Annotated in this window: 16 protein-coding genes; 8 read left to right on the top strand and 8 right to left on the bottom strand. The window is 65.7% G+C overall.

From position 1 onward, the window contains the following. Positions 1 to 65 precede the first annotated feature (65 nt). The 8 genes from CEY11_RS15960 (at position 66) to ftsB (ending at position 7,824) form a co-directional block, all read left to right on the top strand. Positions 66 to 245, top strand: a complete 180-nt coding sequence (locus CEY11_RS15960) for a hypothetical protein (protein WP_088604420.1) — start codon at positions 66 to 68, stop codon at positions 243 to 245. 244 nt (positions 246 to 489) lie between these two features. Continuing rightward, on the top strand, positions 490 to 1,062 hold the full coding sequence (locus CEY11_RS15955; RefSeq protein ID WP_088604660.1) for an RDD family protein: 573 nt from the start codon (positions 490 to 492) through the stop codon (positions 1,060 to 1,062). 94 nt (positions 1,063 to 1,156) lie between these two features. Next, positions 1,157 to 2,788 (top strand): acyl-CoA synthetase, encoded by a 1,632-nt coding sequence (locus CEY11_RS15950; RefSeq protein WP_088604419.1) that lies wholly within the window; start codon positions 1,157 to 1,159, stop codon positions 2,786 to 2,788. Between the two features lie 151 nt (positions 2,789 to 2,939). Further along, complete coding sequence (locus CEY11_RS15945; RefSeq protein WP_088604418.1) at positions 2,940 to 3,458, top strand: gamma carbonic anhydrase family protein; 519 nt, start codon at positions 2,940 to 2,942, stop codon at positions 3,456 to 3,458. Between the two features lie 358 nt (positions 3,459 to 3,816). Continuing rightward, on the top strand, positions 3,817 to 5,391 hold the full coding sequence (locus tag CEY11_RS15940) for an MDR family MFS transporter (protein ID WP_233154919.1): 1,575 nt from the start codon (positions 3,817 to 3,819) through the stop codon (positions 5,389 to 5,391). Further along, complete coding sequence (locus CEY11_RS15935) at positions 5,388 to 6,014, top strand: MarR family winged helix-turn-helix transcriptional regulator (protein ID WP_233154918.1); 627 nt, start codon at positions 5,388 to 5,390, stop codon at positions 6,012 to 6,014. Before CEY11_RS15940 ends, CEY11_RS15935 begins: the two co-directional genes overlap by 4 nt. Positions 6,015 to 6,178: 164 nt before the next feature. Then, the gene (gene eno, locus CEY11_RS15930; RefSeq protein WP_088604416.1) at positions 6,179 to 7,465 is read left to right on the top strand and encodes a phosphopyruvate hydratase; all 1,287 of its coding nucleotides are present in this window, start codon (positions 6,179 to 6,181) and stop codon (positions 7,463 to 7,465) included. Positions 7,466 to 7,488: 23 nt separating this feature from the next. Next, on the top strand, positions 7,489 to 7,824 hold the full coding sequence (ftsB, locus tag CEY11_RS15925; RefSeq protein ID WP_088604415.1) for a cell division protein FtsB: 336 nt from the start codon (positions 7,489 to 7,491) through the stop codon (positions 7,822 to 7,824). Positions 7,825 to 7,961: 137 nt separating this feature from the next. On the opposite strand, the gene CEY11_RS15920 is transcribed toward ftsB, so the two are convergent. The 8 genes from CEY11_RS15920 to CEY11_RS15885 all read right to left on the bottom strand — a co-directional run bounded on the left by CEY11_RS15920 (position 7,962) and on the right by CEY11_RS15885 (position 16,615). Further along, the gene (locus CEY11_RS15920; protein ID WP_088604414.1) at positions 7,962 to 8,327 is read right to left on the bottom strand and encodes a helix-turn-helix domain-containing protein; all 366 of its coding nucleotides are present in this window, start codon (positions 8,325 to 8,327) and stop codon (positions 7,962 to 7,964) included. Then, a complete protein-coding gene (locus CEY11_RS15915) occupies positions 8,311 to 8,700 on the bottom strand; it encodes a type II toxin-antitoxin system RelE/ParE family toxin (RefSeq protein ID WP_088604413.1) in 390 nt (129 codons plus the stop codon). Before CEY11_RS15915 ends, CEY11_RS15920 begins: the two co-directional genes overlap by 17 nt. Positions 8,701 to 8,815: 115 nt before the next feature. Beyond that, positions 8,816 to 9,787 carry a TadE/TadG family type IV pilus assembly protein gene (locus CEY11_RS15910; RefSeq protein WP_158215339.1) on the bottom strand — a complete coding sequence of 324 codons (972 nt, stop codon included), beginning with the start codon at positions 9,785 to 9,787 and terminating at the stop codon, positions 8,816 to 8,818. Between the two features lie 428 nt (positions 9,788 to 10,215). Beyond that, complete coding sequence (gene hslO, locus CEY11_RS15905; protein WP_088604411.1) at positions 10,216 to 11,130, bottom strand: Hsp33 family molecular chaperone HslO; 915 nt, start codon at positions 11,128 to 11,130, stop codon at positions 10,216 to 10,218. Between the two features lie 489 nt (positions 11,131 to 11,619). Further along, entirely contained in the window at positions 11,620 to 11,904 is a 285-nt protein-coding gene (locus tag CEY11_RS15900) for a DUF1330 domain-containing protein (RefSeq protein ID WP_088604410.1), read from the bottom strand. Between the two features lie 140 nt (positions 11,905 to 12,044). Further along, complete coding sequence (kdsA, locus tag CEY11_RS15895) at positions 12,045 to 12,899, bottom strand: 3-deoxy-8-phosphooctulonate synthase (protein ID WP_088604409.1); 855 nt, start codon at positions 12,897 to 12,899, stop codon at positions 12,045 to 12,047. 89 nt (positions 12,900 to 12,988) lie between these two features. Continuing rightward, positions 12,989 to 14,650, bottom strand: coding sequence for a CTP synthase (locus CEY11_RS15890; RefSeq protein ID WP_088604408.1), 1,662 nt, complete (start codon positions 14,648 to 14,650; stop codon positions 12,989 to 12,991). A gap of 168 nt (positions 14,651 to 14,818) precedes the next feature. Continuing rightward, positions 14,819 to 16,615 carry an aminopeptidase P family protein gene (locus tag CEY11_RS15885; protein WP_088604407.1) on the bottom strand — a complete coding sequence of 599 codons (1,797 nt, stop codon included), beginning with the start codon at positions 16,613 to 16,615 and terminating at the stop codon, positions 14,819 to 14,821. Positions 16,616 to 16,634 lie beyond the last annotated feature (19 nt).

Here is a 16,634-nt window from a genome sequence, read left to right as displayed (position 1 = left end):
CATACGGGTTAACCCCTATAATAGGGTTAACCCTGAACGAAACGTTCAACTTAAAGAGCACTGCCATGAAAGACCTGCACCAAAACATCCGCCTGACCGACGAACTCGAACGCCAACTGATGCTTCAGGCTATCGAAGAGCAATTCCGCTTCCGTCCCACCGTCGCCCTGAAGAACCTGGCGAGCAAAGTCACCGGTTTGTTCAGCCACGGCCATGGTCATGCCCAGATGAAGTCGGCTCACTGATCAAGCCCGCACCCGGCGCTGCTGCGACGCAATAAAACCAGCTGCACCGGGCATCTCAAGCCGCCGTTCCAGGCGGCTTTTGTTTTTTTGCTGCCCATGCCGTGAAACTAGCCGGCGCCCGGCACAGCCGCCGCGGACAGCATGCGCGGCAAGCCCTGGCGACGCCCAGGCCGCAAAGAGCCAAGGCCGGCGGGCATCCACGGGCCCGCCTTCCGGGGCGGTAAATTGCGAGATAATGGCGCCCATGAAAAAATCCAGGAAAAACAGCGCCCGGCCCGAGCTTCCCCACACGGTGCTGGCCACCCTGCCCACGCCCACCCGCTGGCGCCGCTTTGCATGCATGATGTATGAAGCCGTGCTGCTGTTCGGCGTCGTCTTTCTTGCCAGCTACCTGTTCGACACGCTGACCCAGAGCCGCAGCGGCATGACCTTGCGCCATGCGCGCCAGGTACTGCTGTTCGTGGCCATAGGGGCCTATTTCATATTGTGCTGGCGCAAACGCGGCCAGACCCTGCCCATGAAGACCTGGAATATCCGCCTGGTCGACCGCGACGGACGCACGCCCCGGCCGTCGCGCCTGCTGCTGCGCTATATCCTGATCTGGCCGCTGCCGCTGGTGGCCGCCATGATCGTGCGCGCCGCCTCGCACGCCACCGGATATGGCTCCGTCGACCTGTTCATCGTCGTCGCCCCCTTTACCATCTTCCTCTGGACCTGGATCGACAATGACAGGCAATTCCTGCACGATCGCCTGCTCGGTACGCGCCTGATAAACATTGAAGATACGAATCGGGAACCCGTAGAAACCCTAGTGTGATCGGCTTTGATCAGAGGGGGGATTGCGCATAACTCGCTAGTCGTTCATGCTTGAGGGTAGTTTGTTTCCTGTCGCGACGCCCGCACCGACCACAATGAACGACCAATACTCGGAGCTGTACTCGTCCTATCAATGGTTTGTCCCCACTCAATTCAACATCGCCCAGGCGTGCGCCCATCGCTGGGCTGAAAATCCCCACGAAGGCCGGCGCATCGCGGTCTACTACGAAAACGAACTCGGCCAGCGCGAAGTCTGGACTTACGCGCGGCTGTCCGAAACCGCCAACCGGCTGGCCAACGGCCTGACCCGCATGGGCGCCGGCGCCGGCGACCGCATCGCCGTCTGCATGGCGCAGCGGCCCGAGGCCGCTGCCGCCTGCATGGCCATACTCAGCATCGGCGCGATCGCCGTTCCCCTCTCGGTACGCTACGACACCCAGGCGCTGGTCACGCGCCTGCGCAACGCTGAGGCCCGCATCGCCATCATCGACGAAAGCGCCGGCCCAGAGCTGCTGGGAGCCCAGCCGCAATGCGCCGCCCTGACTCAGGTCATAGGGCTGGGGTTCCAGCACGACAGCATCATCGCCTGGCGCACGCTGCTGGCCCGCCAGCCCGCCCAATTCAAGGCAGCCGCCACGCGCGCGGACGCGCCCGCCTTGCTGCTGTATTCCGACGACGACAACCCGCGCGGCGCGCTGGTCGCGCACGCCGCACTGATCGGCAGCCTGCCCGGCTTCGTCGCCTCGCAAGACTGGTTTCCCCAGAAAGGCGACATATTTTGGACCGGCGCCGACTGGGCCTGGGGCGACGCCCTGTTCGCGGCCGTGCTGCCTACGCTTTATTTCGGCCATGCCATCGTCGCCACGCCGGGACACCTGTCAGCCCGGCGCACGCTCGAAATTCTGGAACGCTACCAGATCACCAGCCTGCTGCTGCCGCCGCGCGCCATCAAGGCGCTGCGCGCCGAAGGTAACGAGCCGCGCCAGCGTTTCAAGCTCGCGCTGCGCGCCCTCGCAAGCACCGGCGAGAGCCTGGGCGCCGTGCTGTACGACTGGTGCGTGCAGTCTTTGGGGGTCGCCCCCAACGAAATATACGGCCAGGCGGCCATGCCCTGCGTCATCGGCGCCAGCCGCACGAAATGGCCTTCACGCCCGGGCAGCATGGGCCGGCCTTATCCCGGCCACCGCGTCACGGTACTGGACTCCCAGGGCCGGCCCTGCCCGGCCGGGCAAATCGGCCAGATCGCGCTGCACACCGACGACATCCAGGGGTACCCCGACCCCGCGCTGTTCCTGGGCTACTGGCGCGATGATGCCGCCACCGAAGCCCGCCGCAGCGGCGACTGGCACCTCAGCGGCGACCTCGCCAAGGTCGACGAAGACGGCTACTACTGGTACGTGGGGCGCGCGTCCGAAGTCTTCAAAAGCTCGGGCCGGCGCGTCGGCCCCGCCGAGATCGAAGAATGCCTGCTGTCCCATCCGGCCGTGGCCGATGTCATCGTGGTGCCGTCGGCCGCGGCCGACCGGCCGGTGGCCATCAAGGCCTACGTGCAGCGCCGCCTCGCCAAGCTCGACGACGACCTGGCGGCTCTGGCGGCAGCCTTGAAAGAGCACGTCGGGCAGCATCTTTCCGCTGCGCTGTCGCCCGGCGAAATCGAATTCACCGAGGCCCTGCCCCTGACCGCCGCGGGCAAAATACGGCGCCGCACGGTAGCCGTGCCCACCTGACACCACCATAACGCGCCGGCGCGGCGGCCGCCTCGGGCCGCGCTACAATCGAGCCCCAGGGCCTACCGAGCCCGGCGGCAGGCAAGCAGGCTCCCCGCCACGGCCCCGGGGCCGCGGCGAGTCCGCCGCCCCTCTTCCACCGGATATCCGCATGGCGATCTACCAATTCCAGAACCTCAAGCCCAGCATCGATCCAGACACTTTCATCTTTGAAAGCGCCGACATCATCGGCGACGTGCGCCTGGCGGCGGGCGTCAGCATCTGGTCGAACGTCAGCATTCGCGGCGACAACGCGCCCATCACCATAGGCACGGGCAGCAATGTGCAGGAAGGCAGCGTGCTGCACGTGGACGAGGGCGTGCCCCTGACCATCGCCGAAAACGTCACGGTCGGCCATCAAGCCATGCTGCACGGCTGTACCGTCGGCGCGGGCTCCCTGGTCGGCATGCAGGCCATCATCCTGAACAACGCCGTCATCGGCCGCAACTGCCTCATCGGCGCCGGCGCCCTGGTGCCCGAAGGCCGCCACATACCCGACAATTCCCTGGTCATCGGCATCGGCAAGGTGGCGCGCCAGCTTTCCCCCGAAGAAATCGAGGGCATGCACAAAAACACCCATCACTACCAGGAACGCGGCCGCCAGTACCGCAGTGGCCTGAAGCGGCTGTAACAAAAAGGGCACCTTCCAAAAAGGGCGCCTCCCTCCGAAAAAGCACCCCTCCTTCGGCAGACAGGGCAGTTCCGCCCGCCGACGCCGCCTGCGCGGCGCCTGGCCACATGCTCCCTGCATTTTGCCAGCGCCCCCAAAACAGGCCTCGCCGAACCCTTTCTGGCCGGGCCTGCAATCGGCCCGTCCCGAGCCGAACACCGGCCGCCGCCGCACAGGCCCGCCCTCGAGAAATCTTTGTTGTATCGCCGCACACCTAGGGTTATCCCTTGTATTTGCAGGCCCGCGGCGCTAGAATCGTTGACTTATCAATCATTACCCTGTTCAGGGCATCTCCATGGCTCCCGTTGCAGCACCAGGCATGACCACCAGTGGGCGCGTATTGTCGGTACGACAGTCGCTGCTGGCCATGCTGGGATTGTGTTTTGTCACCATGATGGTGGCGGTGGATCAGACCGTCGTAGGCACCGCCCTGCCCACCATCGTGGCCGAACTCAACGGTTTCGAGCTCTATGCCTGGGTGGCAACCTCCTATCTGCTGACCTCGGTCATCACCGTGCCCATCTTCGGCCGCCTGGGCGACTACTACGGTCGGCGCAAATTCGTCATCGCCTCCATCATCGTCTTTACCGGCGCCTCGGTGCTGTGCGGTATGTCGCAGAGCATGTTCCAGCTGGTGCTGGCCCGCGCCCTGCAGGGCGTGGGCGGCGGCATGCTGGTGGGCACGGCCTTCGCCTGTATTCCCGATCTGTTCCCCGACTCGCACGTGCGCCTGCGCTGGCAGGTGCTGCTAAGCGCCGCCTTCGGCATCGCCAACGCGGTCGGCCCTTCGCTGGGCGGCTTTCTTACTCAGTACGCAGGCTGGCGCTCGGTGTTTTTCGTCAACGTGCCCATCGGCTCGCTCAGCCTGTGGTTCGTCTGGCGCCACCTGCCGCTGATCCGCCAGATGCAGGCCGGCAAGATACGGCTGGACTGGCCCGGCGCGCTGCTGGTGGCCCTAGGGCTGGGCAGCCTGCAGCTGTTCGTCGAACTGCTGCCGGCCCATGGCCTGGGCGCCCCGATGCTGCTGCTGTGCTTGTTCAGTGTCGTCACGGTGCTTGCCCTGATCTGGTGGGAAAAGCGCTGCCCCGAACCACTGCTGCCCTTCGAAATGTTCCGCAACCGCAGCCTGGCGGCCCTGTTCATGCTGTCGCTGCTGGTCGGCTTCGTCATGTTCGCCATTCTGTTCTACGTGCCGCTGCTGCTGCAGGGCGGCTTCGGCCTCAACCCGCAAGACGCCGGCCTGCTCATCACCCCGCTGGTGGTGTGCATTACCGTGGGCAGCATCACCAACGCGCGCCTCGTGACCCGCATTCCAAGCCCGAACTACATGCTGTATGCCGGCTTGCTGCTCATGATCCTGTCCTGCCTGGGCATCGTGTTCATGCATCAGGACACAGCCATCTGGCTGATGGTGCTGTACATGATCATGGGCGGTCTGGGCCTGGGCTTCGTCATGCCCAACCTCACCGTGTTCGCGCAAGAGACCGCCGGCCGCTCGCACCTGGGCATCGCCACGGCGCTGCTGCAATCGGTACGCATGATAGGCGGCATGCTCGGCACCGCCATCGTCGGCACGCTGGTTACGCACTATTACATAGGCGGCGTGCGCGCGGCCGCCTCGGGCAGCCAGGCGGCCGCGTGGTTCAAGACTCTCGAAGATCCGCAAGTGCTGGTCAATTTGTCGGTGCAGCACGACTTCCTGCAGCAGATGCAGCACGCCGGCATGAATGGTGCCGCCTTGCTCGAGGCCGCCCGCCAGTCGCTGGTCGGCGCGGTGCACTCCGGCGTGGCGCTCGCCCTGCTCGTAGCCATCATCGCCTTCATCTGGGTGCGCCGCGTGCCCCCCGTACGCCTGTCGCGCGGCGTCAAGCCCAGCGCACCGGTGGGGGAATGAAACACATGTCTGCGCGAGCGTCCGAAGAGCGTGCCCCGTCCTTCTCCGGGGACGAGGCCGCGCAGCAAGAGGGCCGACAAGCAGGCGGGGCCGCCCGGCCTGTCGAAGAGCCGGCTCTTGCCTCGCTCCGGACGCATAGCGACCCACAACCGGCCATGCCCGGCCACCCGCCGGCAAGCGAAGAGGAATTTCCCCAGATTCTCGTCATGCAGAAACTGGGCCGTACCTACCGGGCCATGCTGGCCGCCTTCGACGCCAGCATCGGCCAGCCCATGCCGCGCTGGCGCGTGCTGCTACTGCTGCACCAGCGCGGCGCCATGTCGCAGAAAAAGCTGGCCGACGCCTTGCGCATGGATCCCGCGGCGCTTACCCGCCAGTTGAAGGCCATCGAGCAGTTGGGCTGGGTGCAGCGCCGCAGCGACCCGCAGGACAACCGCCTGACCAATGTCTGGCTGACACCCGCGGGCACGGAACTCGTCAGGCAGACCATGCCGCGACGCACCGCCTTCATACAGCGTCTGCTGGCCGACCTGACGGCCGAAGAACTACAGCAGCTGGGCGGCATGCTGGATCGGGTCGAGGCCCGCATGCGCCACGAGGCGCCACGCGCCAACCCAGACTGAACGCAGCCGGCGCCGCGCCCATATACAAAATAATACAGCCTGCCGCCGCGATCCCGCACCGCGCCAGCCAGCACAGGTACAATCGGGTCTTTCAAGCGATTTTCCGGCCGGGCCTCCTGGCGCGGGCCGCGTAGTCCCTCACAATTCAGGCAGGACAGTCTCATATGAGTGCAATCGTAGATATCATCGGGCGCGAAATTCTGGATTCGCGCGGCAACCCGACCGTGGAGTGCGATGTATTGCTCGAATCCGGATCCATGGGCCGGGCAGCCGTGCCGTCGGGCGCATCCACCGGCACGCGCGAAGCCATCGAGCTGCGCGACGGCGACAAGACGCGCTACGGCGGCAAGGGAGTGCTGCGCGCCGTCGAAAACCTCAATACCGAGATATCCGAAGCCCTCATGGGCCTGGACGCCCAGGAACAAACCTTCGTCGACCGCACCCTCATCGACCTGGACGGCACCGACTCCAAAGAACGCCTCGGCGCCAACGCCATCCTCGCGGCCAGCATGGCCGTGGCGCGCGCCGCGGCCGACGAATCCGGCCTGCCGCTGTACCGCTACCTGGGCGGCAGCGGCCCCATGCAGATGCCGGTACCCATGATGAACGTCATCAACGGCGGCGCCCACGCCAACAACACGCTGGACATGCAGGAATTCATGATCCTGCCCCTGGGCGCGCCCAACTTCCGCGAAGCGCTGCGCATGGGCGCCGAAGTCTTCCACGCGCTCAAGAAGCTGATCTCGAGCCAGGGCATGTCCACCGCGGTCGGCGACGAAGGCGGCTTCGCACCCAACGTGGCCAACCACGAAGCGGCCATCCAGCTCATCCTGCAGGCCATCGGCGAAGCCGGCTACGAAGCCGGCTCGCAAATCGCCCTGGGCCTGGACTGCGCCAGCTCGGAATTCTATCGCGACGGCCGCTACCACCTGGCCGGCGAAGGCGGCATCAGCCTCAGCTCGCAGGAATTCGCCAACCTGCTCAGCACCTGGTGCGACAAATACCCCATCATCTCGATCGAAGACGGCATGGCCGAAAACGACTGGGACGGCTGGAAGATCCTTACCGAGCAGCTGGGCCGCAAGGTGCAACTGGTGGGCGACGACATCTTCGTCACCAACACCAAGATACTCAAGCAGGGCATAGAGCAAGGCATCGCCAACTCGATACTGATCAAGATCAACCAGATCGGCACCCTGACCGAAACCTTCGCCGCCATCGAAATGGCCAAGCGGGCCGGCTATACCGCCGTCATCTCGCACCGTTCCGGCGAAACCGAAGACTCCACCATCGCCGACATCGCCGTGGCCACCAACGCCATGCAGATCAAGACCGGCTCGCTGTCGCGCTCGGATCGCATGGCAAAATACAACCAGCTGCTGCGCATCGAGGAAGAACTCGCCGAAGTCGCCACCTACCCAGGGCGCGAAGCGTTCTACAATCTGCGGTAAACAAATAGCCCGCCTGAACTGACATGCGACTGCTGTTCCTGGCCCTGCTGCTGCTGACACTTATCATCCAGTACCCGCTCTGGTGGGGCAAGGGCGGCTGGCAGCGGGTTCACGAATTGCAGAAGCAGCTGGCCAGCCAGAACGACACCAACGACGCGCTGACCGCGCGCAACAACGCGCTGCAGGCCGAAGTGCAAGACCTGAAATCCGGCACCCAGGCCATCGAAGAACGCGCCCGCGGCGAACTGGGCATGATCAAAGAAGGCGAAATCTTCGTCCAGATCCTGTCCCCCAACGAAAAAGCGCCGTCGGTACAAACCCCGCATCTCGCCTCGCCCGAACAGCAAAGAGGCAATTGAATAGCGGCAAAAGCAGCCATTACCCGCTAATGCCGTCTCTGAATGTACGCGGGCTCGGCATCTTCCTGCTTGCCAGCGCGGGAGCGCTGTTCCTTGTCCAAGCAACAGTCCGAAGCGGCTCCCGGAAAGCAGCCCACCTACATGGTGGCATGAGAAGGCCGTGATGCCCGCCGTCCACGGGTCGATGTGCGCGGCAGCGGCTTTTCTGCGGCCAGATGGCCAATGATCACGGGTGGCCGATCGGGAAACTGCACCACCAGTTCAAGTTTGCCGCCCATACCTTCCACATAGCGCCGCAAGGTGGAAAGCAGCATATCACTGCGCTGCTCGAGGCGAGAAATCGTATCTTGCCCGACGCCCAGGGCTTCAGCCAGGTCAACCTGGGTTCTTTCAACGGCTTGCCGCAAGTCTTTCAACGAGGCGAGTTCCTGCGCGCGCCGTTCAATCCTGGCGCGGCGCTTGGCAGGCAAGGCTGCCATCATGTCATCAAGTTTTTTTCCCACGCTTGTGCTCCTTTGCCTTCTCTGCGGCGAGTGTGGCCAAGTGTTCATCCAGCCGCTGGTCGGCAACGGCAATCAACCGTTTGTAGAACCGTCTTTGGCCAGCGCCGCCCTTGTCGCCACCCACCAGAAGAATCGCCTGCCGGTCGGGATCAAAGGCGAAGGCGATGCGCCAGACGCCGCCTTCCCAGCTAAATCGTAGCTCCTTCAAGTTGACATGCCTGGAGCCTTTCAGGCTATCGACGGTTGGCCGGCCCAGGTTCGGGCCAAATTCGCTCAGCAATCTGGCATGCGCCAGCAATTCGTCCTGCAGGCTCTCCGCAAGTTCCTGAAACTCGGAATCGAAGGCGTCATGGAAAAGCACCGACCAATGCATGGAATTAAATTATGCCCTTAAATACATATGGACTCAACTACATATTTCGGCCAGAGCATATGTGGATACCGAAGGAATTTTTCCCACGATATTTTTTTGCCCGCACAGGCCTTGTTCAGCCGGACACACAGCATAGTGTGACGCCGCAGGCAGGATCAGCTGGCTCGATCGTGTAGCCGGGTGCCTCGGGATCGGGGGGCGAGCTGCCGCCCTGTGGCGCGCCGCCCGGCGCTACAGCACCGCCATCTTGCGGCGGCGGTTCGGGCCAGGCGGAAAGTTCCGGCTGCGCACCTTCGGCCAGACCACCGGCACCAGTCGGCCCCAGACACCATAGGCCATGGCAGGCAGCCATGCTGAGACCGGTGGGCGCAGCCCCTTCATCCACCTGTTGCGCCACAATCTTGCCCCCCAGCCCCTTGGGCCAGTCGACCGGGTGCGACTGCATGCCTAGGCGCAGTTCGCGCACCATGGGCAGGTAGCCGCCCAGGGCCATGGCTCGCGCCGCATACGAACCCGCGGGATCGCCCAGCTGGCGCAGCAGAGCGGCCACGCCGGGCACTAAAGGGCGATACGGGAAAGTAAGGCGCAAGGCCAGCACATTGGCCTGGTATATGGTCAGGCCCGAAGCCGGCCCCAGCGGCCGCCCCAGGCCAAGATTGCGCTGGTGCTGCTCGGCCTGATAGTCGTTATTGATGGCCGCCAGCCCGGTTTCGCGGGCTACGGCAAGCCCGGGATCGGCATAATCGGCAAAAGCCGCCTTCGTGGGATTGAGCACCTCGATGCGCCATGGTGCGTCGCCCAGCGCGGCGCTGCGCCGCGAGAACTCGGCGCGCATGCGGCTGTCGGCGGAAGCCCCCGAACCCGCAACATACAAGGGCAGCAGCGCTTGTTCGAAGGCCGCCGCGATAGCTTGCGGGCGCGCATGCCCGGTAATGCCCGCGCGCGCGGCCTGCAGCAGCGCCACATCGGCGAACTGCCGCACCTGGAACCAGCGCGCCACCTCGACACAGCCCAGCCCGGCAAGCAGGATGGGCACCGCCACCAAAGAAAATTCGATTAGGCTGGCGCCGCGCTGGCGCCTACGCATGAAGCGCCGACGCGAGGCACACGAAGCCATGGCACGACCGTGCCAGGGAGACGAAGCTAAGGCGCCACAGCACCGTGCATACGAACCTGTGCAGGCGCTAGGATCTATGCAAGGACGAGACGGGAACCGCGGCCACCGCAAGCGATGGAGGGAAATGGCGGCTGGCATGCGGCCAGTGTGCCCGCAAGCCGCCGCCAAGTCGATTGTGGATAGTGCTTGGATAGGCGGCCGCACACAAGGCCCAGCCCCGCACGCGCGGCTATGGGCGGCCGGCCCGAGGCAGGCAGCGGGGACCCACTAGCTGTAAGCAGCGAACTTCTGGCGCACCCGGAGTATTGGGGGGAACGCTCGGCGAAGAGCGGCCTGCCACAGGCGGCACACCGCACCAAGCTAACAACAGCCAGCGCCCGGCGACATCAAGCCGCACGTCAATGCAGCGACTTGCTGTCCTCGGCCGGAGTATCCAGCGCCGGCCTGAACAGGCTTGCGCAATCCACGGCATCGAAGTGATAAGGCTTGCCGCAAAAATTGCAGGCCACGTCGACCTGGCCGCGCTCGGCCAGTACGCTTTCGACTTCCGCCCGGCCCAGCATGCGCAGCATATCGGCCACGCGTTCGCGCGTGCATGGACAATGCCAGCGTATGCCGCGCGGCTCGAGTACGGCCAGCGACTCGTCCCAGAACAGGCGGTGGATCAGCGTGTCGGTGTCCAGATCCAGCAGCTCATCGGCCCGCACCGTGGCCGCCAGGTGGCAGGCACGTTCCCAGGTGCTGTCCAGCGCCTCGCTCTGTGCACCTTCCTGCCCGGGCATGCGCTGCACCAGCAGCCCCGCGCAGCGCTGCGCGTCGGCGGCCAGCCACAGGCGCGTATCCAGTTGCTCGGAATTGCGCATGTAAAGCTCCAGCACCTCGGCCACCGTGTCGCCGTCGAGCGGCACCACACCCTGGTAGGGCTGCGCCTGGGGCCGCTCGCGGCCCGGATCCAGCACCACGACGAACCGGCCCTGGCCATTGGCATTGAGCAGGCTTTGCAGCGTGCCGTCGGCGGGCACCTCGCGGCCCTCGCGCAAGGTCGCGGTGGCGCGGATGGAAAGATCCGCGCTGCATTCCACCACGATCAGCGCCACCGGCCCGTCGCCCTGCAGTTGCAGTACCAGCGAGCCCTGGAACTTGATGTTGGACGCCAGCAGCACCGAAGCCGCCGCCAGCTCGCCCAGCAATTGCTGCAGGCAAGCCGGATACGATTGATGCGCCAGCCCGGCCCGCCACGCCTCGTCCAGCCGCGCGGCCTGCACCCGCACGCTGTGGTCGGGAAACAAATACTTTTTGAGTTGATCAGTCATATGAAAAAATTTTAGCCCACTACCGCTGTAGCAAGCTTCGGAAATTCACAAGGGTAGCCCGACAGAAGCCCACCGCCCCCAGCCCGCAGACCACGCCACCGTCAAGCGTCGTGGGCGGCCCGGGTGGGGCGAGCGACTTTGAGGCCGCGGCGGACGAGGTTCGTTTCGGGGATGCAAGAGCGCGACTGTTTGAGGGCGACGCTTGCGGTCAGCCTGGGGGGCTGACCGCCGCCCGAGTTTCGCGCTCGCCCCGAAACGGGCCTCGACCGCCGGTAGCCCCGGGCCGCAGGGCCGGGGCCGAGCCGATGGAGCTGCCCCGCCCGGGCCGCCCACGGCGCGGGTCAAGAGCCGGATACCGACGCAGCCACCCCACTCAGACAGTCCACGGCGCGAGCAATAAACAAGATCAAGAAAGAAGCCAGGCCCAGAAAGACACAAAGATAAAGATCAGGCAACCAACGCCCGGCACTAAACCGGCAAGCCCAGCCGTCAGGCCCCTTCCACCACATACATCGTCATCACCGCCGCGCCCTCCCGCACATTGCGCGCGCGGCGATACTGCCACGAATTGTAGAAAGCCTTGGCCGCGGCCAGCGAATTGAATTCCAGCACCACCGTGCGAGTCGGCGTCTCGCCCTCCAGCCCCAAAGTCTTGCCGCCGCGCACCAGCACCTTCGCGTCCGCCGCGCGCATCGCCAGCGACGAAAAACGCTTGTACTCCTCGTACTTTTCCGGCTTGGTCACATCCACATTGGCAATCAAATACGCAGTCACAACTATCTCCCAGTCACACAATCTTCTGCTTCGCGGCGCCCCGAAAGCCCCCGCAAACGCAAGGCGCGGCCATCAAGCGAAAACCTTCCCAATGAAACCCGGCGCCAAGCACATAGACGCAATGCCGGCGCACCTGGCCATCACTCGAAATCATCCTCGATAAAACCGTGCCGCTTCACACTGGCGTCGATTTCTTGCAGCGAGCGCAGCAGCGCGTCCATATGATGCAAGGGTACCGCATTCGGGCCGTCCGACAGCGCCTTGGACGGATTCGGGTGCGTTTCCATGAACAACCCGGCCACCCCCACCGCCACCGCCGCCCGGGCCAGCACCGGCACGAACTCGCGCTGCCCGCCTGACGACGTGCCCTGCCCGCCCGGCAGCTGCACCGAATGCGTCGCATCGAACACCACCGGGCAAGCCGTCTCGCGCATGATTGCCAGCGAGCGCATGTCCGACACCAGATTGTTGTAGCCGAACGAAGCGCCGCGCTCGCACACCATGATGTTGCCGCCGTCGCCGCCGGCCTCGATCGCGGCATTGCGCGCCTTCGCCACCACCTGCAGCATATCGTGCGGCGCCAGGAACTGCCCCTTCTTGATGTTCACCGGCTTCAGGCTCGCCGCGCAGGCATGAATGAAATCGGTCTGCCGGCACAGGAATGCCGGCGTCTGCAGCACGTCGACCGCGGCCGCCACCTCCGATACCTGCCCGATCTCGTGCACGTCGGTCAGCACCGGCACGCCCAGCTGCGCCCGCACATCGGCCAGGATCTGCAGGCCCGCGCCCATGCCCGGGCCGCGATACGAGCGATCCGAGCTGCGGTTGGCCTTGTCGAAAGAACTCTTGTAGATGAACGGAATACCCAGCCGCTTGGTGATTTCCTGCAGGCGGCCGGCCGTGTCGAAGGCCATCTGGCGCGACTCCACCACACAAGGCCCGGCGATCAGGAAGAACGGCTGGTTCAGGCCCGCCTCGAAGTTGCACAGTCTCATAGATATACCTCGTCGTGGATGCCGCCCGGCAAGCGCCGGCGCGGCCGGCCCGGGCCGCGGCGCCTGCGCGCCGGGCAGGCGCGCGGCCCTCAGGCCGCCTCGGCCTTTTGCGCGCGCTGCGCCTGGTGGGCGATGGCGGCGCGGATGTAGCTGGAGAACAGCGGATGGCCGTCACGCGGCGTCGAGGTGAATTCGGGGTGGAACTGCACCCCCATGAACCACGGATGGCTGGGCAGCTCCATCATCTCGGGCAGATTCTCGGTGGGCGTGCGCGCGCTGATCACCATGCCCGCCTCTTCCAGGCGCGGCACGTACACATTGTTCACTTCGTAGCGGTGGCGATGGCGTTCATTGACCTCGCTGCCGTAGATCTCGTAGGCGCGCGTGCCCGGCTTGACCGGGCAGCGCTGCGCGCCCTTGCGCATGGTGCCGCCCAGATCCGAATTCGCATCGCGCTTCTCGACCTGCCCTTCGCGATCCTGCCATTCCGCGATCAGCGCCACCACCGGATGCGGCGTGGCGGGATCGAATTCGGTGCTGTTGGCCCCGCCCAGCTTCGCCACGTCGCGCGCGAACTCGATGACCGCAAGCTGCATGCCCAGACAGATGCCCAGGTACGGCACGCCGTGCTCGCGCGCATAGCGGATCGCGGCGATCTTGCCTTCGGTGCCGCGCTTGCCGAAGCCGCCCGGCACCAGTATCGCGTCCAGGTGTTCCAGACAGTCGGTGCCCTGCTCTTCGATCGATTCGGAGTCCAGGTATTCCACCACCACCCGCGAGCGCGTATGTATGCCCGCGTGCACCAGCGCTTCGGTCAGCGATTTGTAGGACTCGGTCAGGTCGACATACTTGCCCACCATGCCGATGCGTACTTCGTGTTCAGGGTGTTCCAGCGCATCGACCAGCCTGTCCCACATAGTGAGGTCGGCCGGCGGCGGCGTCAGCGCCAGCGCGTCGCAGACCAGGTTGTCCAGCCCCTGCTTGTGCAGCATGGCCGGGATCTTGTAGATGGAATCGGCGTCCCACACCGAAATGACCGCGTCCAGCGGCACGTTGGAGAACAGCGAGATCTTGGCGCGCTCTTCGTCGGGAATCGGACGGTCGGCGCGGCACAGCAGCGCGTTCGGATAAATGCCGATCTCGCGCAGCTTTTGCACCGAGTGCTGCGTGGGCTTGGTCTTGAGCTCGCCCGCCGAGGCAATAAAGGGCACCAGCGTCAAGTGCACGAACGCGGCGTTGTTGCGGCCCAGCCGCAGGCTCATTTGCCTGGCTGCTTCCAGGAAAGGCAGCGATTCGATGTCGCCCACCGTGCCGCCGATTTCCACGATGGCCACATCGGTGTTGCCTTCCCAGGCCGACTTGGCGCCGCGCGCGACGAAATCCTGGATCTCGTTGGTGATGTGCGGGATCACCTGCACCGTCTTGCCCAGATAGTCGCCGCGGCGCTCTTTGCGCAGCACCGACTCGTAGATCTGCCCGGTGGTGAAATTGTTGACCTTGCGCATGCGCGACGAAATGAAGCGCTCGTAGTGGCCCAGGTCGAGATCGGTTTCGGCGCCGTCTTCGGTGACGAACACCTCGCCGTGCTGGAACGGGCTCATGGTGCCCGGATCGACGTTGATGTAGGGATCCAGCTTCAGGAGGGTGACCCGCAAACCGCGGGATTCGAGAATGGCGGCAAGAGACGCGGCGGCGATGCCTTTCCCCAAAGAAGACACCACGCCGCCGGTTACAAATACGTATTTGGTCATTGTGATTCGTGTCCGGGGCCGCCGGACATCAGCAGGAAATTTGGATTATAGCCGGGACGCCCGGCCCTCATGCAGCCGCTGCGCCCCCCTGGCGGCCTGCCCCGCCCCGTTCAAAACAGCAGGCCGCACCAAGGCCCGCGCTGCGGGTGGCACCGCCCGCGCAGGGCCTTAGAGCGGCCGGGTCCAGTCCTCGAGCCACTGGCGCGCCGCCCCTTGCACGCGCGGCAGCAGGCGCTCGCGCACCTCGGCGTGATAGGCGTCCAGCCAAGCGATTTCGCCCGCCTCCAGCATGTCGCGCTCGATGCAGCGCCGGTCTATGGGGCACAGCGTCAGGGTTTCGAAGCGCAGGAACTCGCCGAACTCGGTGCGTGCCGCGGGGCGGTTGGCCACCAGGTTCTCGATGCGTATGCCCCAGCGGCCGGGCCGGTACAGGCCCGGCTCGTTCGAGGTGATCATGCCCGGCTCCATGCCCATGTAGGGGTTGACCGGCGTGCGGTAGGAAATCGCCTGGGGCCCTTCGTGCACGTTCAGGAAATAGCCTACGCCGTGGCCCGTGCCATGCCCGTATTCCACACCCGCCTGCCAGATCGGCAGCCGCGCGATGGCGTCCAGCATGGGCCCCGGCGTGCCGCGCGGAAACACCGCGCGCGACAGCGCGATCATGCCCTTGAGCACCACCGTGTAGTCGCGCCGCTGCTCTGGCGAGGGCTGGCCCACCGCCAGCACCCGGGTGATGTCGGTAGTGCCGCCCTGGTACTGCCCGCCCGAATCGATCAGCAGCAGGCCATCGCCGCGGATCTCGGCATGCGACTGTTCGGTGGCGCTGTAGTGCGGCATCGCGCCGTTGGCGTTGTAGGCCGCGATGGTGCCGAAGCTCGGGCAGACGAAATCGCGCTGGCGCGCCCGCGCCGCGCAGATGCGCTCGTCCACCGTCAGTTCGGTAATGGTCTCGCCGCTGGCGCGCGCGGCCTCGAACCAGGCGAAGAACTCGCACAGGGCGGCGCCGTCCTGCTCCATGGATTCGCGCACGTGCGCCAGCTCGGCGTCGGTCTTGCGCGACTTCAGCAGGTGCGAGGGGTTGACCGCCTCGACGCGGTCGACATAGGCGGCCGCCGCCAGCACGCCCACCGTGGTGCGTGCCGGGTCGACCAGCAGCTTCTGCCCCTGCGCCAGCCCGGCCAGGGCCGTGCCCGCCGCATCGTAGGGCTGCACGTCCACGCCGTCGCGCCGCAGCACCGCGCATAGCTCAGCATCGATCTTGCCCGGCCCGACGTACAGGCAGGCGCTGTCGCGCCCCACCAGCGCGTGCGCGACGAACACGGGGTTGTACGACACGTCGCTGCCGCGCAGATTGAGCAGCCACGCGATGTCGTCCAGCGACGAGATCCAGTGCCAGTCCGCCCCCTGCTCGGCCAGCGCCGCGCGTACCGCGCGCAGATTCTCGGCGCGCGTGCGGCAGGCATACGGCGGCAGGTGCTCGTAGACGGGCCGCTGCGGCAGCCCGGGGCGGCCGGCCCAGACCGAGCCGGCCAGATCGGTGTTCGTGTCCAGCGCGATGCCGTGCTGGCCCAGCGCCGCCTGCCACTGCCCGTAGGCCCGCAGGCTGAGCACCTGCCCGTCGGCGGCCACCTTGCTGCCCGAAGGCAGCTGCGCGGCCAGCCAGTCGATGAAGCTGGGCACGCCTTCGGCGCCGGCGCGCATGGTCTGTATGCCGGTGCCGGCCAGGTCGTGCTCGGCCTGTTCCCAGTAGCGGCTGTCGGTCCACAGGCCGGCGAACTTTGCCGTCACGACCAGCGTGCCGGCCGAGCCGCCGAAGCCGCTGAGCCAGCTGCGCGCCTGCCAGTGCTCGGGCAGGTACTCGGACGAATGCGGGTCGGACGAGGGCACGATGCACGCATCGGCCCGTTGCGCCGCCATCGCCACGCGCAAGGCGGCGATGCGGTCGGCGTGTACGGAACTGGCCACGATAAATATTCCTTGAAAA

The sequence above is a fragment of the Candidimonas nitroreducens genome (assembly GCF_002209565.1).
Classification (GTDB): Bacteria; Pseudomonadota; Gammaproteobacteria; order Burkholderiales; family Burkholderiaceae_B; genus Candidimonas; species Candidimonas nitroreducens.
The sequence above is the reverse complement of the archived record's forward strand: the minus strand, read 5'-3'. Positions and strand labels throughout refer to the sequence as shown.

Bases quoted from the DNA above. Each gene is read 5' to 3' on its own strand.
- CEY11_RS15915 (WP_088604413.1), bottom strand. From the start codon at position 8,700: ATGCATTGGTCGGTGCTTTTCCATGACGCCTTCGATTCCGAGTTTCAG.
- CEY11_RS15945 (WP_088604418.1), top strand. From the start codon at position 2,940: ATGGCGATCTACCAATTCCAGAACCTCAAGCCCAGCATCGATCCAGAC.
- ftsB (WP_088604415.1), top strand. From the start codon at position 7,489: ATGCGACTGCTGTTCCTGGCCCTGCTGCTGCTGACACTTATCATCCAG.
- CEY11_RS15955 (WP_088604660.1), top strand. From the start codon at position 490: ATGAAAAAATCCAGGAAAAACAGCGCCCGGCCCGAGCTTCCCCACACG.
- CEY11_RS15950 (WP_088604419.1), top strand. From the start codon at position 1,157: ATGAACGACCAATACTCGGAGCTGTACTCGTCCTATCAATGGTTTGTC.
- CEY11_RS15935 (WP_233154918.1), top strand. From the start codon at position 5,388: ATGAAACACATGTCTGCGCGAGCGTCCGAAGAGCGTGCCCCGTCCTTC.
- CEY11_RS15910 (WP_158215339.1), bottom strand. From the start codon at position 9,787: ATGCGTAGGCGCCAGCGCGGCGCCAGCCTAATCGAATTTTCTTTGGTG.
- hslO (WP_088604411.1), bottom strand. From the start codon at position 11,130: ATGACTGATCAACTCAAAAAGTATTTGTTTCCCGACCACAGCGTGCGG.
- CEY11_RS15940 (WP_233154919.1), top strand. From the start codon at position 3,817: ATGACCACCAGTGGGCGCGTATTGTCGGTACGACAGTCGCTGCTGGCC.
- kdsA (WP_088604409.1), bottom strand. From the start codon at position 12,899: ATGAGACTGTGCAACTTCGAGGCGGGCCTGAACCAGCCGTTCTTCCTG.
- eno (WP_088604416.1), top strand. From the start codon at position 6,179: ATGAGTGCAATCGTAGATATCATCGGGCGCGAAATTCTGGATTCGCGC.
- CEY11_RS15960 (WP_088604420.1), top strand. From the start codon at position 66: ATGAAAGACCTGCACCAAAACATCCGCCTGACCGACGAACTCGAACGC.
- CEY11_RS15890 (WP_088604408.1), bottom strand. From the start codon at position 14,650: ATGACCAAATACGTATTTGTAACCGGCGGCGTGGTGTCTTCTTTGGGG.